The sequence below is a fragment of the Gordonia amicalis NBRC 100051 = JCM 11271 genome, assembly GCF_000332995.1.
Classification (GTDB): domain Bacteria; phylum Actinomycetota; class Actinomycetes; order Mycobacteriales; family Mycobacteriaceae; genus Gordonia; species Gordonia amicalis.
Genome location: NZ_BANS01000001.1, coordinates 1 through 19,281, shown reverse-complemented (window position 1 = coordinate 19,281; position 19,281 = coordinate 1). Strand labels below are relative to the sequence as shown.

The window sequence follows — 19,281 nt, the reverse complement described above, 5'->3', positions numbered from 1 at the left end:
ACCTCACTGCGCGGCGGGCGGAGTCGACAGGGTGTCCCAGAGGTTGCCGTACCAGGGCGCACGCGCGCGCTCCTCGGCTCGTTCGGCGGCCTCGCGGCGGGCCTCGTCGGCGGGGAACAACATCACGAGCGGAATCTCTCCTGGTTTGACGAATTGCAGACGCGTCCGCGCCTGGGCCTCGATGTAGGCGGGGTCGTTCTGCTCGTTGACCTTCTGCTGATAGTCGGCGACCTCGCGCCGCAGCTGTTCGTTCGACGCGGTGAGCTGCCGGAACTCCGAACGCTGACTGAAGTAGGTGCGCAGCGGCATGGCCAGCGTGAGGGCCACGACGCAGACCACGACGACGGTGATGACGAGCGTTGCGACCGTCGCCGGGGTCATCTCGAGCCGGCGGAGCCGAGCACCCAGTCCGGATCGCATCCGGCCGCGGGATGCGCTCGGGCGGGGTCGTGTGGTGACTCGCTCCCCGGACGGGGCCGGGCTGTCGGCGGCGCTGTCCTGGCCTTCGGCCGCCGCGTCGTCGCTGATCAGCTCCTGCTCACCGGTCTCGACGACCGAGACCGGTGATACAGGTCGGGCCGGCCGGCCGGACCGATCGTGTCGTCGCGTGCGACGGGCGTCGCGTACGCGCGGGTCGACCCTCCGGTCCCGCGCACGCTGACGCCCGTCACCGCGGTGACGTCGATCAGAAGCCATGAAGACAGCTAATCACGAACCAAACGAGAAACGCGGGAAGGCGAGGTCGCCCGCGTAGCGTGCCGCATCGCCGAGACCCTCTTCGATGCGCAGCAGCTGGTTGTACTTGGCGACGCGCTCGGAACGAGCGGGCGCGCCGGTCTTGATCTGGCCGCAGCTGCAGGCGACGGCCAGGTCGGCGATGGTGGTGTCCTCGGTCTCGCCCGACCGGTGGCTCATCATCGACTTGTAGCCGTTGTTGTGCGCGAGAGCGACGGCGTCGAGGGTCTCGGTCAGCGTGCCGATCTGGTTGACCTTGACCAGCAACGCGTTGGCGATGCCCTTCGAGATGCCCTCTTCGAGGCGCTCGGGGTTGGTCACGAACAGGTCGTCACCGACCAGCTGCACCTTGTCGCCGATCGACTCGGTCAGCTTGGCCCAGCCGGCCCAGTCGTCCTCGGACAGACCGTCCTCGATCGACACGATCGGGTAGTCGCTGATGAGCTTCTCGTAGAACGAGACCATGTCGTCGGCACCGAACTCCTTGCCCTCGAGCTTGTAGGCGCCGTTCGAGTAGAACTCGGTCGACGCCGCGTCGAGCGCGATGACGACGTCGCGACCGAAGTTGTAGCCGGCCTTGCCGACGGCCTCACCGATCACGGCGATCGCGGCCTCGGTGTTCGGCAGGTCGGGGGCGAAGCCGCCCTCGTCACCGAGCGCGGTGTTCAGGCCCTGCTTGTTCAGCACCGACTTGAGCGCGTGGTAGACCTCGGCGCCGCAGCGGAGGGCTTCCTTGAAGGTGGGAGCGCCGACCGGCGCGATCATGAACTCCTGGAAGTCGATGCCGTTGTCGGCATGCTCACCGCCGTTGATGATGTTCATCATCGGGACCGGCAGGATGTGGGCGTTGGGGCCGCCGATGTAGCGGAACAGGGGCAGACCGGCCGACTCGGCGGCGCCCTTGGCGACCGCGAGCGACACGCCGAGCAGCGCGTTGGCACCGATGCGGCTCTTGTCCGGGGTTCCGTCGCAATCCAGCAGTGCCTGGTCGACGAGACGCTGTTCCTCGGCCTCGATGCCGATCACCGCGGGGGCCAGCTCGCCGAGGACGCCCTCGACGGCCTTGGTGACACCCTTGCCCAGGTACCGCTCGCCACCGTCACGGAGCTCGACGGCCTCGTGTTCCCCGGTGGATGCGCCCGAGGGAACGGCGGCGCGGGTGAAGGTGCCGTCGTCCAGGACGACCTCGACCTCGACCGTCGGGTTTCCCCGCGAATCGAGAATCTCGCGCGCACCTACCTGCTCGATGATTGCCACGACTGAACTCCGATCTCGGTGGACGTGCCGGCTGTGATGCCGGTCGGTAGGTCAAAGAGTAGTGGCTGCCCCCACGGTGCACGAGACAAGGTCTCGGGCCACGGCAGCAACCGTCCGGATCCCGGTTACCAGCCGGGCGTCGACGGAGTCAGAATCGAACACCGACGGGGTCAGAACCGAACATTGATGGAGTAGGCGTTGGCGTGATCGCGTACGTCGAGGACGTATGCCATCGAGTTGTTGTATCGGCGGATGGCCTTCTCCCACCCTTCGGCGACGGTCATGTCGTTGCCCGACGAGACGCACAGGTAGCGGGCCGCGGAGAGGGCCGCGTCGTCGATGTTGTCCGGGTCGGGAACACCGTCCCCGCTGGCGTCCACGCCGTAGCGCTTCCACGTCTCGGGGATGAACTGGAACGGCCCCATGGCGCGATCGTGGGTGGAGTCGCCGTCGAGACCGCCGCCATCGGAGTCACGGATCTCCATATTGCCCTTGGTGCCGTCGAGCTTGACCCCGCGGATCGGCGGGCTGACGTCGCCGTTGGCGGCGACATCGGAACCACGGTAGTGCCCGTGTTTGCTCTCGACACCTGCGATTCCGGCGAGGGTCGTCCACGCGAGGCCGCATTCGGGGTGCTGCTGGCGCTGGATCTCGGCGGCGTTGCCGTAGGCCTGCAGGGACACGACCGGGATGCCGGTCGACTTCGAGATGGGCTCGGCCCACTCGCGCATCTTGTCGGCGGTCCGGCCGGGTGCGTTGATGTCGATGTAGGGCTGCGGCACCCCGGCGCCGGGCGGGATGCCCTCGGGGATGTCCGGCCTGTTCAGCGACGGGAGGTCGATGCACGCGGAGAGCAGGACCGACGATGCGATCGCCACGACACCCGCCACGAGCCCACTCCTCCACGAGCGACGATTCCGCCCCCGGCCCACCACACGCATTCCCCGTTCCACTCCTGTCTCAGGTCTGGAGCGAGCCGATGCCCGCCCGAGCGACCACGATCGCACATGTGACGGCGTGGTCCCGCACACAACACACAACCGCGTGGCTCACAAAGGACAACTGCCGGCGGTTGCGTTCGGTTCCCCGGGTTCGGTCCCGTCAGGTCGGCGACCTCGCAGGACCGGTAGTACCGCGCGCTGAATCCCGCGGCGCCTTCGCATGGAAAGCGCCCGTGAAGCGTTGGGCGATGGCCGTGCCGGTGGCCTCGTCCGGCAGGTCGTCACCGGTCTCGGCGCGCCACGCGGAGAGGGTCGCGGCGAGTGCCGCACGCACCTCGGCATACGCCGGGTCCTCGGCGACATTGTTGCGCTCATGGGGATCGGAACGCAGGTCGTACAACTCGACCCGCGGCCGGTCCTGTTGTATCGCTTCGATATCCAGCGATCGTGCGGACAGGCTGTCGGCGATGTCGAGCGGCAACAACAGCGCCGGGCGGGTCGCGAAGTTCTCGATGTAGCTGTGCTCCTTGGTGCGCACGGCGCGGATCGGGTCGAAGGCGTCGTGATAGGTCTTCTCGGTGAACACCTCGGTGCGGACGGCCGCGGCCGGCTCGCCGAGCGGCCCGACGAGAGCCGACGCGTGAGAGTCACCGTCCACCTCGTCGGGGATCTCGACACCGAGCAGCTCCAGCAGGGTCGGCGTCAGGTCGACTCCGGAGAACAGGTCGTCGTAGACCTGCGGTTCGATCCCGCGCTGCGTCGGTGGCCGCATGATGAGCGCGACGCCGGTCCCCGCCGCGTAGAGCGTCGACTTCGCGCGCGGGAACGCCAGGCCGTGGTCGGTGATGAACACGATCCACGTCGACGAATCCAGACCCAGCTCGGCAACGGTGTCGAGCAGGCGCCCGACCGCGGCGTCGGCCTTGGTGATGGAGCCATGGAGACCCGCGAGGTCCTCGCGGACGTCATCGGTGTCGGGCAGGAATCCCGGGACGGCGATGCCACTGGTGTCGGACGGCTCGTACTCGTCCGCCGGGTACGGCCGATGGGTCTCGAAGAAGCCGGCGGTCAGGAAGAAGGGCCGATCCTCGTCGGCGTGGCGCCGGAGCCAGTCCTGGGACTGCTCGACCACGTGGTCGCACCGGGAGTCGGAGACGTCGACCGAGTCGAAGCCGAGGCGCTGCGGGTCCGCGCTCTCGTGTTGCATCCCGAACAGCACCGACCGGTACCCCGCGTCGGCGAGCAGCGACGGCAGTGTCCGCACATCCGCGTGGTACTCGAACCCGTGGTGGGCGAGCCCGACGAGCCCGTTGCGGTGGGGGTATCGCCCGGTGAACAGCGATCCGCGAGCCGGGGAGCACAGCGGCGCGGTGGAATGGGCGTCGGCGAAACGGATGCCGTGCGCGGCCAGCTGATCGAGGGCCGGTGACGAGACGCCGTCCGCGCCGTAGCACGTCAGATGGCGTCCGAGGTCGTGCCAGTGGATCAGGATGACGTTCTCGCGGGCCATTCCCCATGATGACGCAGATGGACGGCGGTGCCGGGGTCGCACCGACGCCGAATACCGACATACCGCCCACCGCAGCGGCCCCGCAGTTGAATTCATCGTGCGCCGAACTCCGCGGCGACGGGCGACGCACGCCCGGGTAGGGCGATGTGCCCTATGCGCCCTCCGACCCTGGGTCTACTCTCGCTATGGCTAGCCTTACAGAACAAACGGTGCCGCGGGGCGCCAAGGAGATGGACCACCGAGTGGATTACATATCGGCACTTGCCTCCAGCGGCACGTCTTTCCTCGCTGCCGGCGGGGGCCCGTCGATCTACACCCAGATGTTCGGCAGCGCCCTCATCGGTCTCCGCGAGGGTCTCGAGACCGGCATCGTGGTCATGGTCCTGGTCGCGTTCGTCGTCAAGACCGACCGCCGGGACGCCCTGAAGTGGATCTGGGCGGGCGTGGGTGCGGCAATCGCCATGACCCTCGTGGTGTTCCTCGTCATCCACTTCGGTACGTCGACGATGACGCCGCTCGCGGCCGAGACCATCGCCGGCGTCGCATCGCTGGTGGCGGTCGGAATCGTGACGTTCATGGTGCTGTGGATGAGCGAGGCCTCGTCCCACATCTCCGCCGACCTCAAGAGCGGGATGTCGAAGGCGCTCCTCGCCGGCGGTGCGTCGGTGCTGGGTCTGGCGTTCCTGGCCGTCGGACGTGAGGGCTTCGAGACCGCGCTGCTGATGGTCGGCTATGCCGAGAGTGTGTCCGGCGGGTTGTGGCCACTGCTTGGACTCGTGGTCGGGATCCTCGCCGCCATCGTGCTGACGGTGCTGATCTACCGCGGCGCCATCCGGATGAACCTCTCGGTGTTCTTCACCTACACGGGTCTGTTCCTGATCGTCGTCGCCGCCGGAATCCTCACCTACGGAATCCGCGCGCTGCAGACGGTGGGCTGGCTACCCGGTCTCGGCAACATCGCGTTCGACGTCTCCGGCACGTACGACGCCTCCTCGTGGTACGGAACCGTCCTGGGCGGCATCTTCAACGTGCGGCCGGATCCGACGGTGCTGCAGGTGCTCGTCTGGATCGTCTACGTGGTCGTGGTGACCGCGATCTTCTTCCGCCGCCAGCGAGCCGGCCGGCGGGCCGTCGCCCAGAGGACCCGAACCCCCGACGAGAGCCCCGCACCTGCGGAGCCCACCCCCGAAAGGAATCCTCAGTGAACCGTAGAACCGTGGTGGCCGCATCTGCGGCCGCGGTGGTGCTCACCCCCATCTTGCTGACCGGCTGTACCGAGAAGAGCAGCGCCGAGGGCGCGATCGCCGTGACCTCCACCGCCGACGCCTGCGAGCTGGCTTCGAACGAGGCCACGACCGGGAACATCGACTTCACGGTCACCAACTCGGGCAACAAGGTCACCGAGTTCTACGTCTACGGAAACAACAACCGCGTGCTCGGCGAGGTCGAGAACATCGGCCCCGGACTCTCGGGGAACCTGACCGTCGAGATCGTCGAACCCGGCACCTACACCGTCGCGTGCAAGCCCGGCATGGTCGGTACCGGCATCCGTACCGAGCTCGAGGTCGGCGGTGAGCGCAAGGAGAAATCCGGCGTCCCGGCCGACGTGACGGCCGCCAAGGCGCAGTACCTCGAATACGTCCGCAATCAGCTGAACACACTGCACGCCCAGACGACGACGTTCGTCGACAACATCAAGAAGGGCGATCTCGACGCTGCGCGAGCGCAATTCGGCCTCGTCCGCACGCCGTACGAACGGATCGAGCCGGTCGCCGAGTCCTTCCCCGACCTCGACCCCGCCGTCGACATGCGGTGGGACGACACCGAGGACGGCTCCCAGCCGTTCACCGGATTCCATCGCATCGAACGTTTCCTGTGGCCGCCGCAGCCCGCCGAGATCGGCGATGCGCCCGGGCAGATCACCCCGTCGGATGCCGCGAACGCCAAGGAGACCGACAACCCGCAGGCCATCGCCGGGATCGCCGACGGTCTGCTCGCCAACGTCACCAAGCTTCGCGACGAGGTCAGCAAACCCGACTTCGAGTTCGAGACACTCTCGTTCGTGAAGGGCCCGCAGGCGCTGATCGACGAGGTCGCCGCCACCAAGGTCGACGGCGAGGAGGACCGCTACTCCCACACCGATCTCTGGGACTTCGCGGGCAACCTCGACGGTTCGGAAACCGCGATCGCGACGCTGCAGCCGATCATCTCCGCCAAGAACCCGGCGCTGATGGACAAGATCACCGCCCAGTTCGCGACGGTTCGCACCTCGGTCAACTCCTACCGTGAAGGTGACGGCTACGTGTCGTACACCGAGGTCACCCCGGAGCAGCGCAAAGAACTGTCGAATCAGATCGACGCACTGTCGGCCACCCTGTCCCAGGTACCAGGAATCGTGTTGCAGCAATGAATGATCCGGCTCCCCGCCCCGACGACGCACAGACCACCGAACCCGTGAGGCGCACGACACGACGCGGTCTGTCGCGTCGTGCGATCCTCGGCGGGACCGGCGCCGGGTTGCTCGTCGCCGCGGGCGGGGTGGCCGTCGGGCGCGCGACCACCCCGGCACCGTCAGCCGATCACGTGGTCGAGTTCCGGGGTCCGCGCCAGGCGGGCATCATCACCGCCGCCCAGGATCGTCTGCATTTCGCGAGTTTCGACGTGGTCACCGACAACCGGGACGAACTCGTGTCCGTGCTGCGCCGCTGGACCGAGGCCGCCGAACGCATGACCCGTGGTGAGGAGACCGTCGCCGACGGCGCCACCGGACTCGGCGAGTACACGCCACCGGAGGACACCGGAGAAGCGTTGGGACTGAGCGCCGCTCACCTGACCCTCACGATCGGCTTCGGACCCGGACTCTTCGGTCCCAGCGCGTCGGCTCCCGACCGTCCCGATCGGTTCGGGCTCGCCGACCGTCGACCGCCGGCGCTCGTCGACCTGCCGATGTTCGCGGCCGAGAAGATCGAACCCGCACGGTCGTACGGCGACATCTGCGTGCAGGCCTGCGCCGACGATCCGCAGGTCGCGGTCCACGCGATCCGCAACCTGGCGCGGATGGCGGTGGGCGTCATGTCGGTCCGCTGGTCGCAGCTCGGGTTCGGCCGGACGTCGTCGACGACGCAGTCCCAGGACACACCCCGAAACCTGTTCGGATTCAAGGACGGAACGGCGAACCTGCGCGCCGAGGACACCGACCTCCTCGACCGCTGGGTGTGGGTCGGTCCCGAGGACAATCCACCGGCGGCGCAGTGGATGACCGGCGGCACCTACCTCGTCGCCCGCCGCATCCGCATGGACATCGAACCGTGGGACCGCGCCAACCTCTTCGAGCAGGAGCAGATCGTCGGCCGCACCAAACGGTCCGGTGCACCGTTGGGCAAGTCCGGCGAGTTCGACGACCCCGACTTCGCGATCACCTCCGGGGGCACACCGGTCATCGCGCGGAACTCCCATGTGCGGCTGGCGCATCCGGACAATCTCGGTGGCGTGCGGATTCTTCGCCGCGGCTACAACTTCACCGACGGCTCCGACGGGTTCGGCCACCTCGACGCCGGCCTGTTCTTCATCGCCTTCAACCGCGACACCGGCAAACAGTTCGTCCCCATGCAGCAGATCCTGTCCCGCCAGGACGCGATGACCGAGTACCTGATCCCCAACGGCTCGTCGACCTTCGCGATCCCACCGGGCCTCGAGCCCGGCGAGTGGTGGGGGCAGCGACTTTTCGAGTGAGGTCCTGCTCAGCCCGCGAGCACGCTCAGCCACGCCTCGCGTGAATCGAGTACGACGCCCTGCTCCCTGGCCCGTGCCTCGGCGGCGTACACCGACGCCATCAGTGCCAGAGCCTTGTCCCGGGCCTGCGCCTCGACGCTGTCGTCGCCTGCGGTGACGGTGACCGTCCAGGTCTCGGCCGGGATCGTCTCCACCGGATACGACGCGGCGGTGAGACGTTCGAGGATCTTCTGCAGCAGAGCGAGCGACGGTTGTGTGGTGGCGACCCCGTCGAGGACGGAACCGCGCTGCTTCTCGGCGGCCTTGCGTTCCTCCCATTCCCGGATCTGGGTCTCGAGGTCGGCGTGGGCGCCCGACAGCACACCGGGGGTGCGTCCCATCACCTTGGCGGTGAAACTGCGTGCGACGTCGTCGATGTCGAACGGCGACTCCGGATCGTCGGCGGCGATGCGCGCATGGAAGAGCACCTGCAGCAACAGGTCACCGAGTTCTTCCTTCAGCTCGATCTGGTCGCCGGTCTCGATGGCGTCGAGCAGTTCGTAGACCTCCTCGAGCAGGTAGCGCCGCAGTGAGTGATGCGTCTGGGTGCTCTCCCACGGTCCGTTGCGGCGCAACGTGTCCATCAGGGCGACCGAGTCGAGCAGCGCCATCCCCGACACCTTCGCCGCGGCGATGACCTGCTCACCGCGGGCGGCGCGGGCGCGGACGAGCGGGTGATCGGCGTCGGTGCTCACCAGCACGGAGTCGACGGGGGTCTCACCGAGCACCTCGTCGAAAACCGGTTCGACGTGGTCGAATTCCCAGAGGAGGACGGCGGGCACGTCCTCGGTGACCTTGACCGGTCCCGTGAGCCAGGCGCGCGCCCGGATGGGGATCAGGTCGGGCCGTGCCGGGTCCAGCAGCACCACCGTCATTCGTCGTACGTCCTTTCTCGACCCCCGACTTGCTTCTCGACCGTCCCCCGAAAACCACCCCTGGAAACCGCCCCCGAAAACCACCCTGAGCAGGCACTTCGACGACATAGTGTCACTCACACCGCCCTGACGGGTGCTTTCCAGGGGTGGTTTTCAGTGGTCAGCCGCTCGGCTCCGGCTTCAGCTGCGTCAGGAACGTGGTGAGGTACTCGATCAGCTCGTCGTCGCGCAGACGTGCCGAGCCGACTCCCCCGGTCCGCGGGATCGGGAGCGTGACCACCGAGGTCGTCGCCCGGTATGTCGCCGACGAGTACAACCGCCGCAGGCGCACCTGTTCGCTGTCGAGCAGGGGCAGCGGCGAGATCTTGACCCCCTGTCCGGCCAGACCGATCTCGGCGATCCCGCGTTCGCGGCAGCGCAGACGCAGACGTGCGATCGACGCGAGTCGGGTGGTCTCGACCGGTGGCGGACCATAGCGGTCGGTGAGTTCGACGAGAACCGCGTCTACCGCGGCGTCGTCGCCGGCCGACGCGAGTTTGCGATACGCCTCCAGGCGCAGGCGGTCGGAGTCGACGTACTCGACCGGGATGTGCGCATCCACCGGCAGATCGATGCGCACCTCGCCCGTCTCCTGCGTCTCCACGGGTTGGCCGTCGGCGGCCGCGCGATACGCCTCGACGGCCTCACCGACCAGGCGTACGTACAGATCGAAGCCCACACCCGCGACGTGACCCGATTGCTCTGCGCCGAGCACGTTTCCGGCACCGCGCAGCTCGAGGTCCTTGAGCGCCACCGCCATCCCGGCGCCGAGTTCGTTGTTCTGGGCGATCGTCGCCAGCCGGTCGTAGGCGGTCTCGGTCAGCGGACGATCGGGACTGTAGAGCAGATAGGCGTAACCGCGCTCACGACTTCGGCCTACGCGTCCGCGCAACTGATGAAGCTGCGAGAGGCCGAGGTTCTCGGCACGGTCGACGATGAGCGTGTTGGCGTTGGAGATGTCGAGACCGGTCTCGATGATGGTCGTACAGACCAGCACGTCGTATTCGCGGTTCCAGAACCCCGACACCGTGCGCTCGAGCTGGTCCTCCCCCATCTGGCCATGTGCCACGACGACTTTCGCCTCCGGGACCATGTTGGAGATGTCCTTGGCCATCTTGTCGATGGTCGAGACACGATTGTGGACGTAGAACACCTGACCGTCGCGCAGCAGCTCACGACGGATCGCGGCGGCGACCTGCTTCGGCGCGTAGGCGCCGACGTAGGTGAGCACCGGATGGCGTTCCTCCGGCGGGGTGAGGATCGTCGACATCTCGCGGATGCCGGCCATCGACATCTCCAGCGTTCGCGGAATCGGTGTCGCGGACATGGTCAGCACGTCGACGTGGGTGCGCAGCGACTTGATGTGTTCCTTGTGTTCGACGCCGAATCGCTGTTCCTCGTCGACGATCACGAGTCCGAGGTCTTTCCAGGTGATGCCGGTCTGCAGGAGACGATGCGTACCGATGACGATGTCGACCTCGCCCTTGGCCATCGCCTCGGTGATCTCGCGGGATTCCTTGGCGTCGGTGAAACGCGACAGCCCGCGCACCCGCACGGGGAATCCGCTCATCCGCTCGGTGAACGTCTGCAGATGCTGTTGCGCGAGAATGGTCGTCGGCACCAGGACGGCCACCTGCTTGCCGTCCTGGACGGCCTTGAACGCGGCACGCACGGCGATCTCGGTCTTGCCGTAGCCGACGTCGCCGACGACGACGCGGTCCATCGGGACCGGACGTTCCATGTCGGCCTTGACCTCGGCGATGACGGTCAGCTGATCGATCGTCTCGGTGAAGTCGAAGGCGTCTTCCATCTCCTGCTGCCACGGGGTGTCGGGCCCGAAGGCGTGACCCGGGGCAGCATGACGTGCGGCGTAGAGCTGTACCAGCTCACCGGCGATCTCGCGAACGGCCTTGCGCGCCTTGCGCTTCGTGTTCTGCCAGTCCGACCCGCCGAGCTTGGACAGCGAGGGCTGCTCGCCACCGACGTACCGGGACAGCTGATCGAGGGCGTCCATCGGCACGTACAACCGGTCGGCGGGCTGGCCGCGTTTGCTCGATGCATACTCCAGGACCAGGTATTCGCGACGCGCACCCGAGACGGTGCGTTCGATCATCTCGACGAACTTGCCGATGCCGTGCTGGTCGTGCACGACGAGGTCACCGGCGGTCAAGGCCAGCGGGTCGACCTGATTGCGACGCTTGGCCGGGAGTTTGCGCCCGTCGCGGACATTCGCGACGCGAGTGCCGGTGAGGTCTGCTTCGGTGACGACGACCAAACCGGCGTCGGCGCAGACGATGCCGCTGCGCAGCGTCGCACCGAAGACCGCGACCTCGCCCGGCTCGGGACGATGTCCCGGCTCGGCGATCACATACGGCACCTCGGCCTCGGACAGTCGCTCGCCGACGCGCTGGGCGGTGCCCTTGCCGGCGACGACGATCGCGGCGGTCTTGCCGTCGGACACGTGGGCTCGCAGCTGGGCGAACGTGGCTGCGATCTCGCGTTCGTCGCCACGTGGCGCGGGCCCGGGGACCAGGTCCAGCTCGAGTTCGTCCCCACTCCCGGTCGACAACGGCGACAGGGTCCACCAGGGGCGGCCCGCCTCGAGCGTCGCGGCGCGCACGTCGTCGAGCGGACGGTAGGCGCTCGCCTCCAGGTCGATGCCGACACCCGAGCGGCCGTCGATGGGCGCATTCGCACCCATCGCCGCGGCCGTCCACGACGCCTCGAGGAACTCCGCACCGGTCTTGGACAGATCGGCGGCACGGGTCCGGACCTTCTCCGGATCCAGGACGAGCACACGCGTCCCGGCCGGGACGACCTCGGTCAGCAGCTGCATCTCGCCGTCGACGAGCGCCGGGATCAGCGCCTCCATCCCCTCCACCGGAATGCCCTCGGCCAGTTTGCCGAGCATCTCGGAGAGCGTCGCGTCGCCCGGGTTCTCCGCGGCGAGATCGCTTGCGCGCGTACGGACCTTCTCGGTGAGGAGCAGTTCGCGTCCCGGGTGGATGCGCACCTCGGTCGCTTCGACCTCCGGCTGGCTGCGCTGGTCGGCGACCGAGAACGCCCGCATCTCGGTGATCTCGTCGCCCCAGAACTCGACGCGGACCGGGTGGTCGGCGGTCGTCGGGAAGACGTCGAGGATGCCGCCACGGACCGCGAACTCGCCGCGGCGTCCGACCATGTCCACACGCTCGTAGGCCATCTCGACGAGTTGGGCGAGCAAGCCGTCGAAGTCGACCTCGATGCCCTCGCGCAGGGTGACCGTGGCGACGTCTCCGAGGCCCGGCGCCATCGGCTGCACGAGTGAGCGGACCGTGGTGACCACGACCCGCAGCGGCTTGTCGCCGGGATTGGCGAGACGGTGCAGCACCGCGAGTCGCTGACCCACGGTGTCCGCGCTGGGCGACAGCCGCTCGTGCGGGAGGGTCTCCCACGACGGGAACTGGGCCACCGCGTCGGCGTCGTCGAGCATCTCCGCGAGCTCGGCGGTCAGATCGTCGGCCTCCCGACCGTTGGCGGAGACGACGAGAAGCGGGGCGTCGGCGTCGGCGGCCAGGCAGGAGACGAGGAATGGCCGCGCCGCATCGGGTGCGGTGATGTCGAGGCGCTGTTCGCCACGGCGTTCGCGGACCTCGCGGAAGGACTTGTCCGCACACGCGAGCGCGGCCAGACCGGACAGGGCACGGAGCGTCGACACTCCGCCGATTGTATGGGGCCGCGCTCCGCGCCCGGTCATCCGGTGGATCAGCGGAGCAGGCCCGCCCCCAGCACCTCCCCTCGATGCGCCCCGGGAAGGATGGCGTAGACCGCCGATCCGATGGGCGTCGTCCACCGGTTCAGCGCGTCGTGTTCGGCCAGCCGCGCCTGGACCGGCGCGTACTGCGCGTCGACGTCGCGCTGGAAGGCGGCGAACAGGAGGCCGCTGTTCGAGGTCGGGACGTTGCCTGCGGCATCGGGTTCCGGCGGGTCGTCGTAGTTGTATCCGCGCCGGAGGAAACGCTCCACCTCGCTGCGGCGGCGAGCCCGCGCAATATGCGACGACGCCGGGATGGCGGGAAGTCCGTCGACGACCGCCTCGAAGTCCGGGTCGTCGTGTTCGGTCCCGCCGCTCAGGGGCGCCCCCTCGGCGATCCTGCGGCCGACGGAGAGTTCCTGGTCCCGCGGATCGAGCTCCTGCCACGTGTCGAGGTTCATCGCGATCCGCCGGAGCACCATCGACGTGCCGCCGGCGAACCAGGGCTGCTCGGCACCGTCGTCCCAGACGAGACTGTCGTGATCGGCAGCTCCCAGGTTGACCGTCCCGTCGACCTGACCCATCAGATTCCTCATCGTCACGGACTCCTCCTGCGTCCCCCGTGAGTTGCGGAAACCCCGCTGCACCCATCTCAGACGCACACGGCCCGCGACATTCGCGGTGAGCACGCGGGTCGCGTGGGCGATCGTGATCGGGTCGTCGGCGCAGATCTGGAGCAGCACATCGGTCTGCCCCCAGCGTCGCTGGTCGAGCCGGTCGATGACGTATCGCGGCAACGGATGCAGCCAGCGCGGCCGGCGATTCTCCAGTCCCGTGCCGGTGAACGCACCGGGCCCCAGGCCCACGGTCACGGTGAGCCGGGCGGGCAGCCGGGCGAGGTCCGGTTCGCTGTCGGCGAGAGCCGGATCACCCGCGGTGAGGCGGGCTGCGTCCTCGGTCCACACCTGCAGCACGCCGGCGAGAGCCGCCCGCATGTCGCGTTCGCCGCCCGACGACACGAGGTCGAGGCCCACATAGTTCACGTGCGCGGGTGGCGGCGTCGTCACACCGGCCTGGTGGTCCCCGTAGAACTCGACCACGTCACGTCCATGGGTCGGTTCCTCGTCGGAGGCGTGGGCGCTGACCGCCTTCACACCCACGCCGAGCCCGGCGAGTCCGGCCGCACCCACGAACAGGGTGCGGCGCCTCAGCGTGGGGCCGCCGCCCCCGAACTCAGCCATCGGTGCCGGCGGCGGGCGCGCCGTGGCCCGGTGCGTAGTCCTCTCGTGCCCCGTTGAAATCACGGGCACGTGCCACGAACTCGCGCGTCGAGCCGTCGCCGAATCGCAGTGTCAGCGTGACGGTGTCGCCGGCCTTGATCGGTTGCCGCAGGTCCATCAGCATGATGTGGTTGCCGCCCGGCCTGAGCTCGACCGTCTGTTCGGGGCCGATGTCGAGACCGCCCTCGATGAGTCGCATCACCATGCCGCCGCCATCGGACGCCGCCATCTCGTGCACCTCGACGCGCCCGGCCACCTCGGTGGTACCGCCGGTGAGGGTGACCTCGGTACCGGACGTGTTGGCGACGGTGCCGAAGGCCGCGGTCATCCCGGTGTCGGCCGATTTCACCCATTGATCACTGATGGTCACCGATTGGGCCTGCGTGGCCGGGTCGTCGTCCGACGAACATGCGGCGAGCAGGGTGATCGGGAGCGTCGCCATGGCCAGGACCGCCAGCGGCCGACGAACGGACGAGGGAACGAAAGTTGTTGAGAACATGAATTTTTCACCTTTTGTGGTGCGCGGATCACCGCCGGCGGCCCACAGGCCGCGGCGGGAAGGGAGAAGTATGGGTCAGCGCACCGAGATGGGTGGCCCGCGCGTCGGATTCCCCGACAGCCGAGTCGGTGTGAGCGGTAGGGCGTCGGCCGCCGCGACGACGAGGACGGCCCGGGGAGAGATCGACCGCTCCCCCGACATCGCGGCGATGATCCGGGAACCGACCCGTCGCGAGCACTCCTCGGCGCCGACCAGCAACACCGCTGCAGCGGCGAGCGCCGCGAGGTGGCAGAGGAGCATGGTCGGGCCGGGTGTCACCGCGTCCACCGGCGCGTGGTGATCGCCGGATCTCATGGCGAGGTGCCCGAAGAGTTGCGCGGTGGCGAGTGCCGATCCGACCGAGAGCGCGGCAGAAGCGCGACCGCGGACCCGGTCGGCGAGCCCGGCGTTCAGGACCCAGCCCAGCCCGGCACTGATCGCGAGAAGCAGAACCGCGTGCGACGGCGTCGGAGTGCCCCCGCCCGCCAGTCCGTGGGCGCCGACGCCCAGCGCCGCCGACACGATTGCGGCAGCGACCGACCACCAGGGATGCACTCCCTGGTAGTCGGAATCGGAGGCCGCGCGCACGCTAGCCAATCTACGCCTCTACTACCACTAGTCGTAGGTGGCGCCGTCACACCCCTGGTCGGGCTCGCCGATATCCTCGTCGGAATGCACGGTTCCCACTCAGACGAGGTGCGGCAGATCGTCGTCGACGACGCGACGGTCGACGACCTCGACGCAGTCGCCGAGATCTATGCGCACTACGTGCAGCACACCGTCGCGACCTTCGACTACGTCGTCCCCACGCTCGAGCAGTGGCACGCCAAGCACGCCGCGATCACCGCGGCCGGCCGGCCGTTCGTGGTGGCCCGCGCGTTCGACGAGTCCGGTACGGAACAGACCGTCGGCTACGCCTACCTGGGCACGTTCCGCGGGATGCCGGCGTACGACCGGTCCACCGAGGACTCCATCTACGTCCGGCCCGGCTTCGGCGGCCGCGGCGTCGGATCGGCGCTGATGGCCGGGATGCTCGATCGTGCGAACCCCGAGAACGTCCGCCAGATCGTCGCGGTGATCGCAGCCACCGGCGGGGACGGGTCGATCGCTCTGCATTCGCGGTTCGGGTTCACCGAGGCCGGCCGCCTGCGTGCCATCGGCCACAAGGCCGACCAGTGGATCGATTGCGTCTACATGCAGAAGGACATCTGGGAGTCACGCGACCGGTAGCGGCGTCACCGGTCGAGGCCGGCGGCCTCGGCAGCGGCGTCGGCCAGACCCACGCCGGTCCCCTCGTAGATGTGGAAGGCCACGTCGGCACCCCGACTGAGCAGTTCGTCGCGTTCGTCGTCGTACTGGGCGACGACTGCGATGGTGCCGGCGAACTCTCTCTCCTCCACCCGATCGAGGGCCACCAGATTGGAGCCGTGGAACGGCATGGCGAAGACGAGGATGTCGAGGTCGGACACCCCTTCGCACCGTTCCCAGAACCCCGTCTCGGTCGCGTCGGCCTCGATCACCCGCAGTCCGCGCTCGCGGAGGTCGACCACCTTCAGGGGGTCGTTCTCCACTCCGACGACGCTCAGGCCGTACTCGTCGACGAGTCGGTTGTAGACCGAACTGCCCACCCGTCCGAGTCCGAAGACGACCGCCCGGGCGGGTGCGAGGTCGATCGTCGCGTCCTCGGGATGGGCACGCGCGGCGGCCGGCGTCGGGACGTACGCCGAGAGCCGGCTCACCCATCGGGACCCGCGTCGGTTGACGAGCGTGGAGAACACGAAACTCGCGGCGACCGCGACCGAGGTGACCACGAGCCAGTCGTCGTCGACGAGGTCCGCGTCGACGCCGGTGGAGATGACGATGAGCCCGAACTCGGAGAAGTTGGCCAGGGCGAGTCCGGCCAGGATCGAGGTGCGCCGACGCAGGCCGAACATGGCCAGCATGAAGGTGAACAGCGCCGCCTCGAGGGGCAGGAGGACCACGAGGAGCAGCCCGAGGACGACGGTGTCGAGAGTCGGCGTGACGTGCAGGCCGATCGAGACGAAGAAGCCCACCAGCAGCAGTTCACGAAGCCCGAACAGCGTGCGTGACAGCTCCGACGCCCGCGGATGCGAGGCCAGGAGCACGCCGATGACCATCGCACCGAAATCGCCCTTGATGCCGACGGATTCGAACAGCCAGTACCCCGGCACGAGTGCCATGGTCACACCGAAGAGTGTCTGCAATTCGCCGTGCCCCAGCCGGTTCCACAGTCGCCGGACGACCCATGCACCGGGAATCAGCAGCACCAGTGCGAACGCCCACGGACTGGGCGGCTCACCGCTCATCGCCGTGAGATAGGCGACGGCGACGACGTCCTGCAGGACGAGGATGCCGATCGCAATGCGGCCGTAGAGGGAGCGCGACTCCGAGCGCTCGTCGAGCACCTGACCACGAACACGGTGCTCGAGAACGACAACGCGAAGCCGAGGAGAGCGAGCGTCTGCCAGCTCTCGCCCATCAGCATCCGGACACCGATCGTCGAGAGCAGTCCGAGGAAGCCGATGGTGAGACCCAGGATGACCGCGAGATTGAGAGCGGTGGTGAGCAAGACCTCGCGCCGGAACAGCATCCGGAGGTCCAGCTTGAGACCGATGGTGAACAGCAGGATCGTCACGCCCAGTTCGGCGAGGGTGTCGATGATCGGCAACTGTTCGATCCCCGGCGCGTGCAGGATGAACCCGGCCGCCAGGTACCCGACGAGAGTGGGCAGGCGAATCAACCGCGCGAGAAATCCACATCCGAAGATGACCACGAGGTAGATGCCGACTGTCTCCACGCGCCGGGAGTTCCTTTCCCTCTGGGCCGCCGCGCGGCCGGAGATGTCTGGAACGTTATCGCCCGCCCGCGACGGGAGGCGCGCTGGCCACGCCGGGCGCCCACCCGGCGGCACGGAAACGGACCGCCGCGCGGCCGCGGAACAAAGCGGACCATAGTCCGGTTAGTAGAGGAATGACCGGCTCGACCTCCCCCACGCGTCAACCCGCCCTGTTCCTGTCCCACGGCGCCCCACCCCTCGTTGACAGCCCCACCTGGGTCCGACAGCTGAAGACACTCGCCCGCGGACTCGGCCGGCCGACAGCGATCCTCATCGTCTCCGCGCACTGGGAGGCCGCACCCCTCACCATCGGCTCCACCGATTCACGGACACCGCTGACCTACGACTTCGGCGGGTTCCCCGAGAATTACTACCGCGTCCAGTACCGGTCGCCAGGTGCCCCTGACCTGGCCCGCCGGGTCGCCGCGATGATGCCCGACGGCGAACCGATCGCCCACGACCCCACCCGCCGCCTCGACCACGGCGCGTACGTGCCGATGACGGTCATGTATCCCGAGGCAGACATCCCGGTACTGCAGATCTCACTACCGACTCTCGACCCCGAGCGGCTGCTCGAACTCGGCCGTCGACTCAAGCCGCTGCGCGACGAGGGTGTGCTCGTCATCGGGTCCGGATTCACCACCCACGGCCTGCCGTTCCTGCGCGACTGGCGCCCGGAGGCCACCCCGCCGAGCTGGTCGGCCGAGTTCGACGCGTGGGCCGCCGAGCGGTTCACCGCCGGAGATGTGGAGTCGCTCATCAGGTTCCGTCAGACCGCGCCCGGCATGCCGTATGCCCACCCCACGGTCGAACACTTCGCGCCGCTGTTCGTCGCATTCGGCGCCAGCGACGATGCCGAACAGCGGCCGGATCAGGTGATCGACGGATTCTGGATGGGACTCTCGAAGCGGAGTCTGGTGCTGGCCTGACCGTCGTTCAGACGTCGGCCCGGGCGCCGGGACTCAACTGTCCTCGGCGGTGGTGCGCTCGAGCGGTTCGACGTAGTCGGGACCGACGAGCGCCGGCGACGGGTCGAGGCGTGTGAGTCCGTTCCAGCACAGATTCACCAGGTGGGCGGCCACGACCTCCTTCGACGGCTCACGGACGTCGAGCCACCACTGGGCGGTCGACGACACCATGCCCACCAGGGCCTGCGCGTAGAGCGGGGCGAGTGCGGGGTCGAAGCCGCGGCGCTCGAAGTCGCCGGCCAGGATGTGCTCGACCTGACTCACCGCGTCGTTGAGAAGACTCGAGTAGGTGGCCGTCTCGCCGGTCGACGCGGTGCTGTCGCCGCGCACCAGGATGCGGAAACCGTCCGTGCGTTCCTCCATGTAGGTGAGCAACGCGAGGGCGACCTGCTGGATGCGGTACAGCGACCGGTTCTTCGACAGCGATGCCGTCACCATCTCCAGCAGGGTTTCCATCTCACGGTCGACGACGACCGCGTAGAGGCCTTCCTTACCGCCGAAGTGCTCGTAGACGATCGGCTTGGAAACGCCGGCGCGTTGCGCGATCTCCTCGATCGACGTGCCCTCGTATCCGCGTTCCGCGAACAGTCCGCGCGCCACCTCGATCAGTTGCAGCCGCCGCTGGGCGCCGGTCATCCGCGCCCGCGGTGCCCGCTGCACCTCGGCCGAACCCTCCGCCGGACGTCCGATCGCCATGCGCCAAGCCTAGGACGAGACGCCGTCGAATCACGAATGTTGCATGAACTCCCGCTCCCGCCCTCGCCCCCCCTCGCTCCC

15 protein-coding genes and 1 pseudogene are annotated in these 19,281 nt (G+C 68.3%); 5 read left to right on the top strand and 11 right to left on the bottom strand.

Annotation, left to right across the window (positions count from 1 at the left end; genetic code table 11):
* Nucleotides 1-3 precede the first annotated feature (3 nt).
* The 4 genes from GOAMI_RS00080 to GOAMI_RS00065 all read right to left on the bottom strand — a co-directional run bounded on the left by GOAMI_RS00080 (nucleotide 4) and on the right by GOAMI_RS00065 (nucleotide 4,443).
* Nucleotides 4-696, bottom strand: coding sequence for a septum formation initiator family protein (locus GOAMI_RS00080; RefSeq protein WP_006434330.1), 693 nt, complete (start codon nucleotides 694-696; stop codon nucleotides 4-6).
* Nucleotides 697-708: 12 nt separating this feature from the next.
* Entirely contained in the window at nucleotides 709-1,992 is a 1,284-nt protein-coding gene (eno, locus tag GOAMI_RS00075; protein WP_006434329.1) for a phosphopyruvate hydratase, read from the bottom strand.
* Between the two features lie 170 nt (nucleotides 1,993-2,162).
* A complete protein-coding gene (locus GOAMI_RS00070) occupies nucleotides 2,163-2,933 on the bottom strand; it encodes a lytic transglycosylase domain-containing protein (protein ID WP_024497805.1) in 771 nt (256 codons plus the stop codon).
* A gap of 160 nt (nucleotides 2,934-3,093) precedes the next feature.
* Nucleotides 3,094-4,443, bottom strand: coding sequence for a sulfatase family protein (locus GOAMI_RS00065; RefSeq protein ID WP_006434327.1), 1,350 nt, complete (start codon nucleotides 4,441-4,443; stop codon nucleotides 3,094-3,096).
* 242 nt (nucleotides 4,444-4,685) lie between these two features.
* Here GOAMI_RS00065 and efeU point away from each other — a divergent pair, with 242 nt between their 5' ends.
* The 3 genes from efeU to efeB are packed head-to-tail and all read left to right on the top strand — an operon-like array spanning nucleotide 4,686 to nucleotide 8,175.
* Nucleotides 4,686-5,648 carry an iron uptake transporter permease EfeU gene (gene efeU, locus GOAMI_RS00060; protein WP_024497807.1) on the top strand — a complete coding sequence of 321 codons (963 nt, stop codon included), beginning with the start codon at nucleotides 4,686-4,688 and terminating at the stop codon, nucleotides 5,646-5,648.
* Complete coding sequence (efeO, locus tag GOAMI_RS00055) at nucleotides 5,645-6,853, top strand: iron uptake system protein EfeO (RefSeq protein ID WP_006434325.1); 1,209 nt, start codon at nucleotides 5,645-5,647, stop codon at nucleotides 6,851-6,853. The genes efeU and efeO overlap by 4 nt, the downstream gene beginning before the upstream one ends.
* On the top strand, nucleotides 6,850-8,175 hold the full coding sequence (gene efeB / locus GOAMI_RS00050) for an iron uptake transporter deferrochelatase/peroxidase subunit (RefSeq protein WP_006434324.1): 1,326 nt from the start codon (nucleotides 6,850-6,852) through the stop codon (nucleotides 8,173-8,175). The genes efeO and efeB overlap by 4 nt, the downstream gene beginning before the upstream one ends.
* An 8-nt stretch (nucleotides 8,176-8,183) precedes the next feature.
* Here the strand turns inward: efeB and GOAMI_RS00045 are convergent, their stop codons facing one another.
* The 5 genes from GOAMI_RS00045 to GOAMI_RS00025 form a co-directional block, all read right to left on the bottom strand.
* Nucleotides 8,184-9,089 carry a nucleoside triphosphate pyrophosphohydrolase gene (locus tag GOAMI_RS00045; protein ID WP_006434323.1) on the bottom strand — a complete coding sequence of 302 codons (906 nt, stop codon included), beginning with the start codon at nucleotides 9,087-9,089 and terminating at the stop codon, nucleotides 8,184-8,186.
* A 160-nt stretch (nucleotides 9,090-9,249) separates the two neighbouring features.
* Nucleotides 9,250-12,825, bottom strand: a complete 3,576-nt coding sequence (mfd, locus tag GOAMI_RS00040; RefSeq protein WP_006434322.1) for a transcription-repair coupling factor — start codon at nucleotides 12,823-12,825, stop codon at nucleotides 9,250-9,252.
* 47 nt (nucleotides 12,826-12,872) lie between these two features.
* On the bottom strand, nucleotides 12,873-14,102 hold the full coding sequence (locus GOAMI_RS00035; protein ID WP_006434321.1) for a Dyp-type peroxidase: 1,230 nt from the start codon (nucleotides 14,100-14,102) through the stop codon (nucleotides 12,873-12,875).
* Nucleotides 14,095-14,640: a copper chaperone PCu(A)C gene (locus GOAMI_RS00030; RefSeq protein WP_157228249.1), complete on the bottom strand. Its 546-nt coding sequence runs from the start codon at nucleotides 14,638-14,640 to the stop codon at nucleotides 14,095-14,097. Before GOAMI_RS00030 ends, GOAMI_RS00035 begins: the two co-directional genes overlap by 8 nt.
* Nucleotides 14,641-14,715: 75 nt before the next feature.
* Nucleotides 14,716-15,267, bottom strand: coding sequence for a hypothetical protein (locus GOAMI_RS00025; protein ID WP_040004468.1), 552 nt, complete (start codon nucleotides 15,265-15,267; stop codon nucleotides 14,716-14,718).
* A gap of 84 nt (nucleotides 15,268-15,351) precedes the next feature.
* Between GOAMI_RS00025 and GOAMI_RS00020 the strand changes: the two genes are divergently transcribed.
* Nucleotides 15,352-15,909: a GNAT family N-acetyltransferase gene (locus GOAMI_RS00020; protein ID WP_006434318.1), complete on the top strand. Its 558-nt coding sequence runs from the start codon at nucleotides 15,352-15,354 to the stop codon at nucleotides 15,907-15,909.
* A 5-nt stretch (nucleotides 15,910-15,914) separates the two neighbouring features.
* Here the strand turns inward: GOAMI_RS00020 and GOAMI_RS23755 are convergent.
* A pseudogene (locus tag GOAMI_RS23755) lies at nucleotides 15,915-17,497 on the bottom strand (cation:proton antiporter domain-containing protein).
* 173 nt (nucleotides 17,498-17,670) lie between these two features.
* Here GOAMI_RS23755 and GOAMI_RS00010 point away from each other — a divergent pair.
* On the top strand, nucleotides 17,671-18,465 hold the full coding sequence (locus GOAMI_RS00010; RefSeq protein ID WP_006434315.1) for a dioxygenase family protein: 795 nt from the start codon (nucleotides 17,671-17,673) through the stop codon (nucleotides 18,463-18,465).
* 33 nt (nucleotides 18,466-18,498) lie between these two features.
* On the opposite strand, the gene GOAMI_RS00005 is transcribed toward GOAMI_RS00010, so the two are convergent.
* A complete protein-coding gene (locus GOAMI_RS00005) occupies nucleotides 18,499-19,200 on the bottom strand; it encodes a TetR/AcrR family transcriptional regulator (protein ID WP_006434314.1) in 702 nt (233 codons plus the stop codon).
* Between the last annotated feature and the right edge of the window lie 81 nt (nucleotides 19,201-19,281).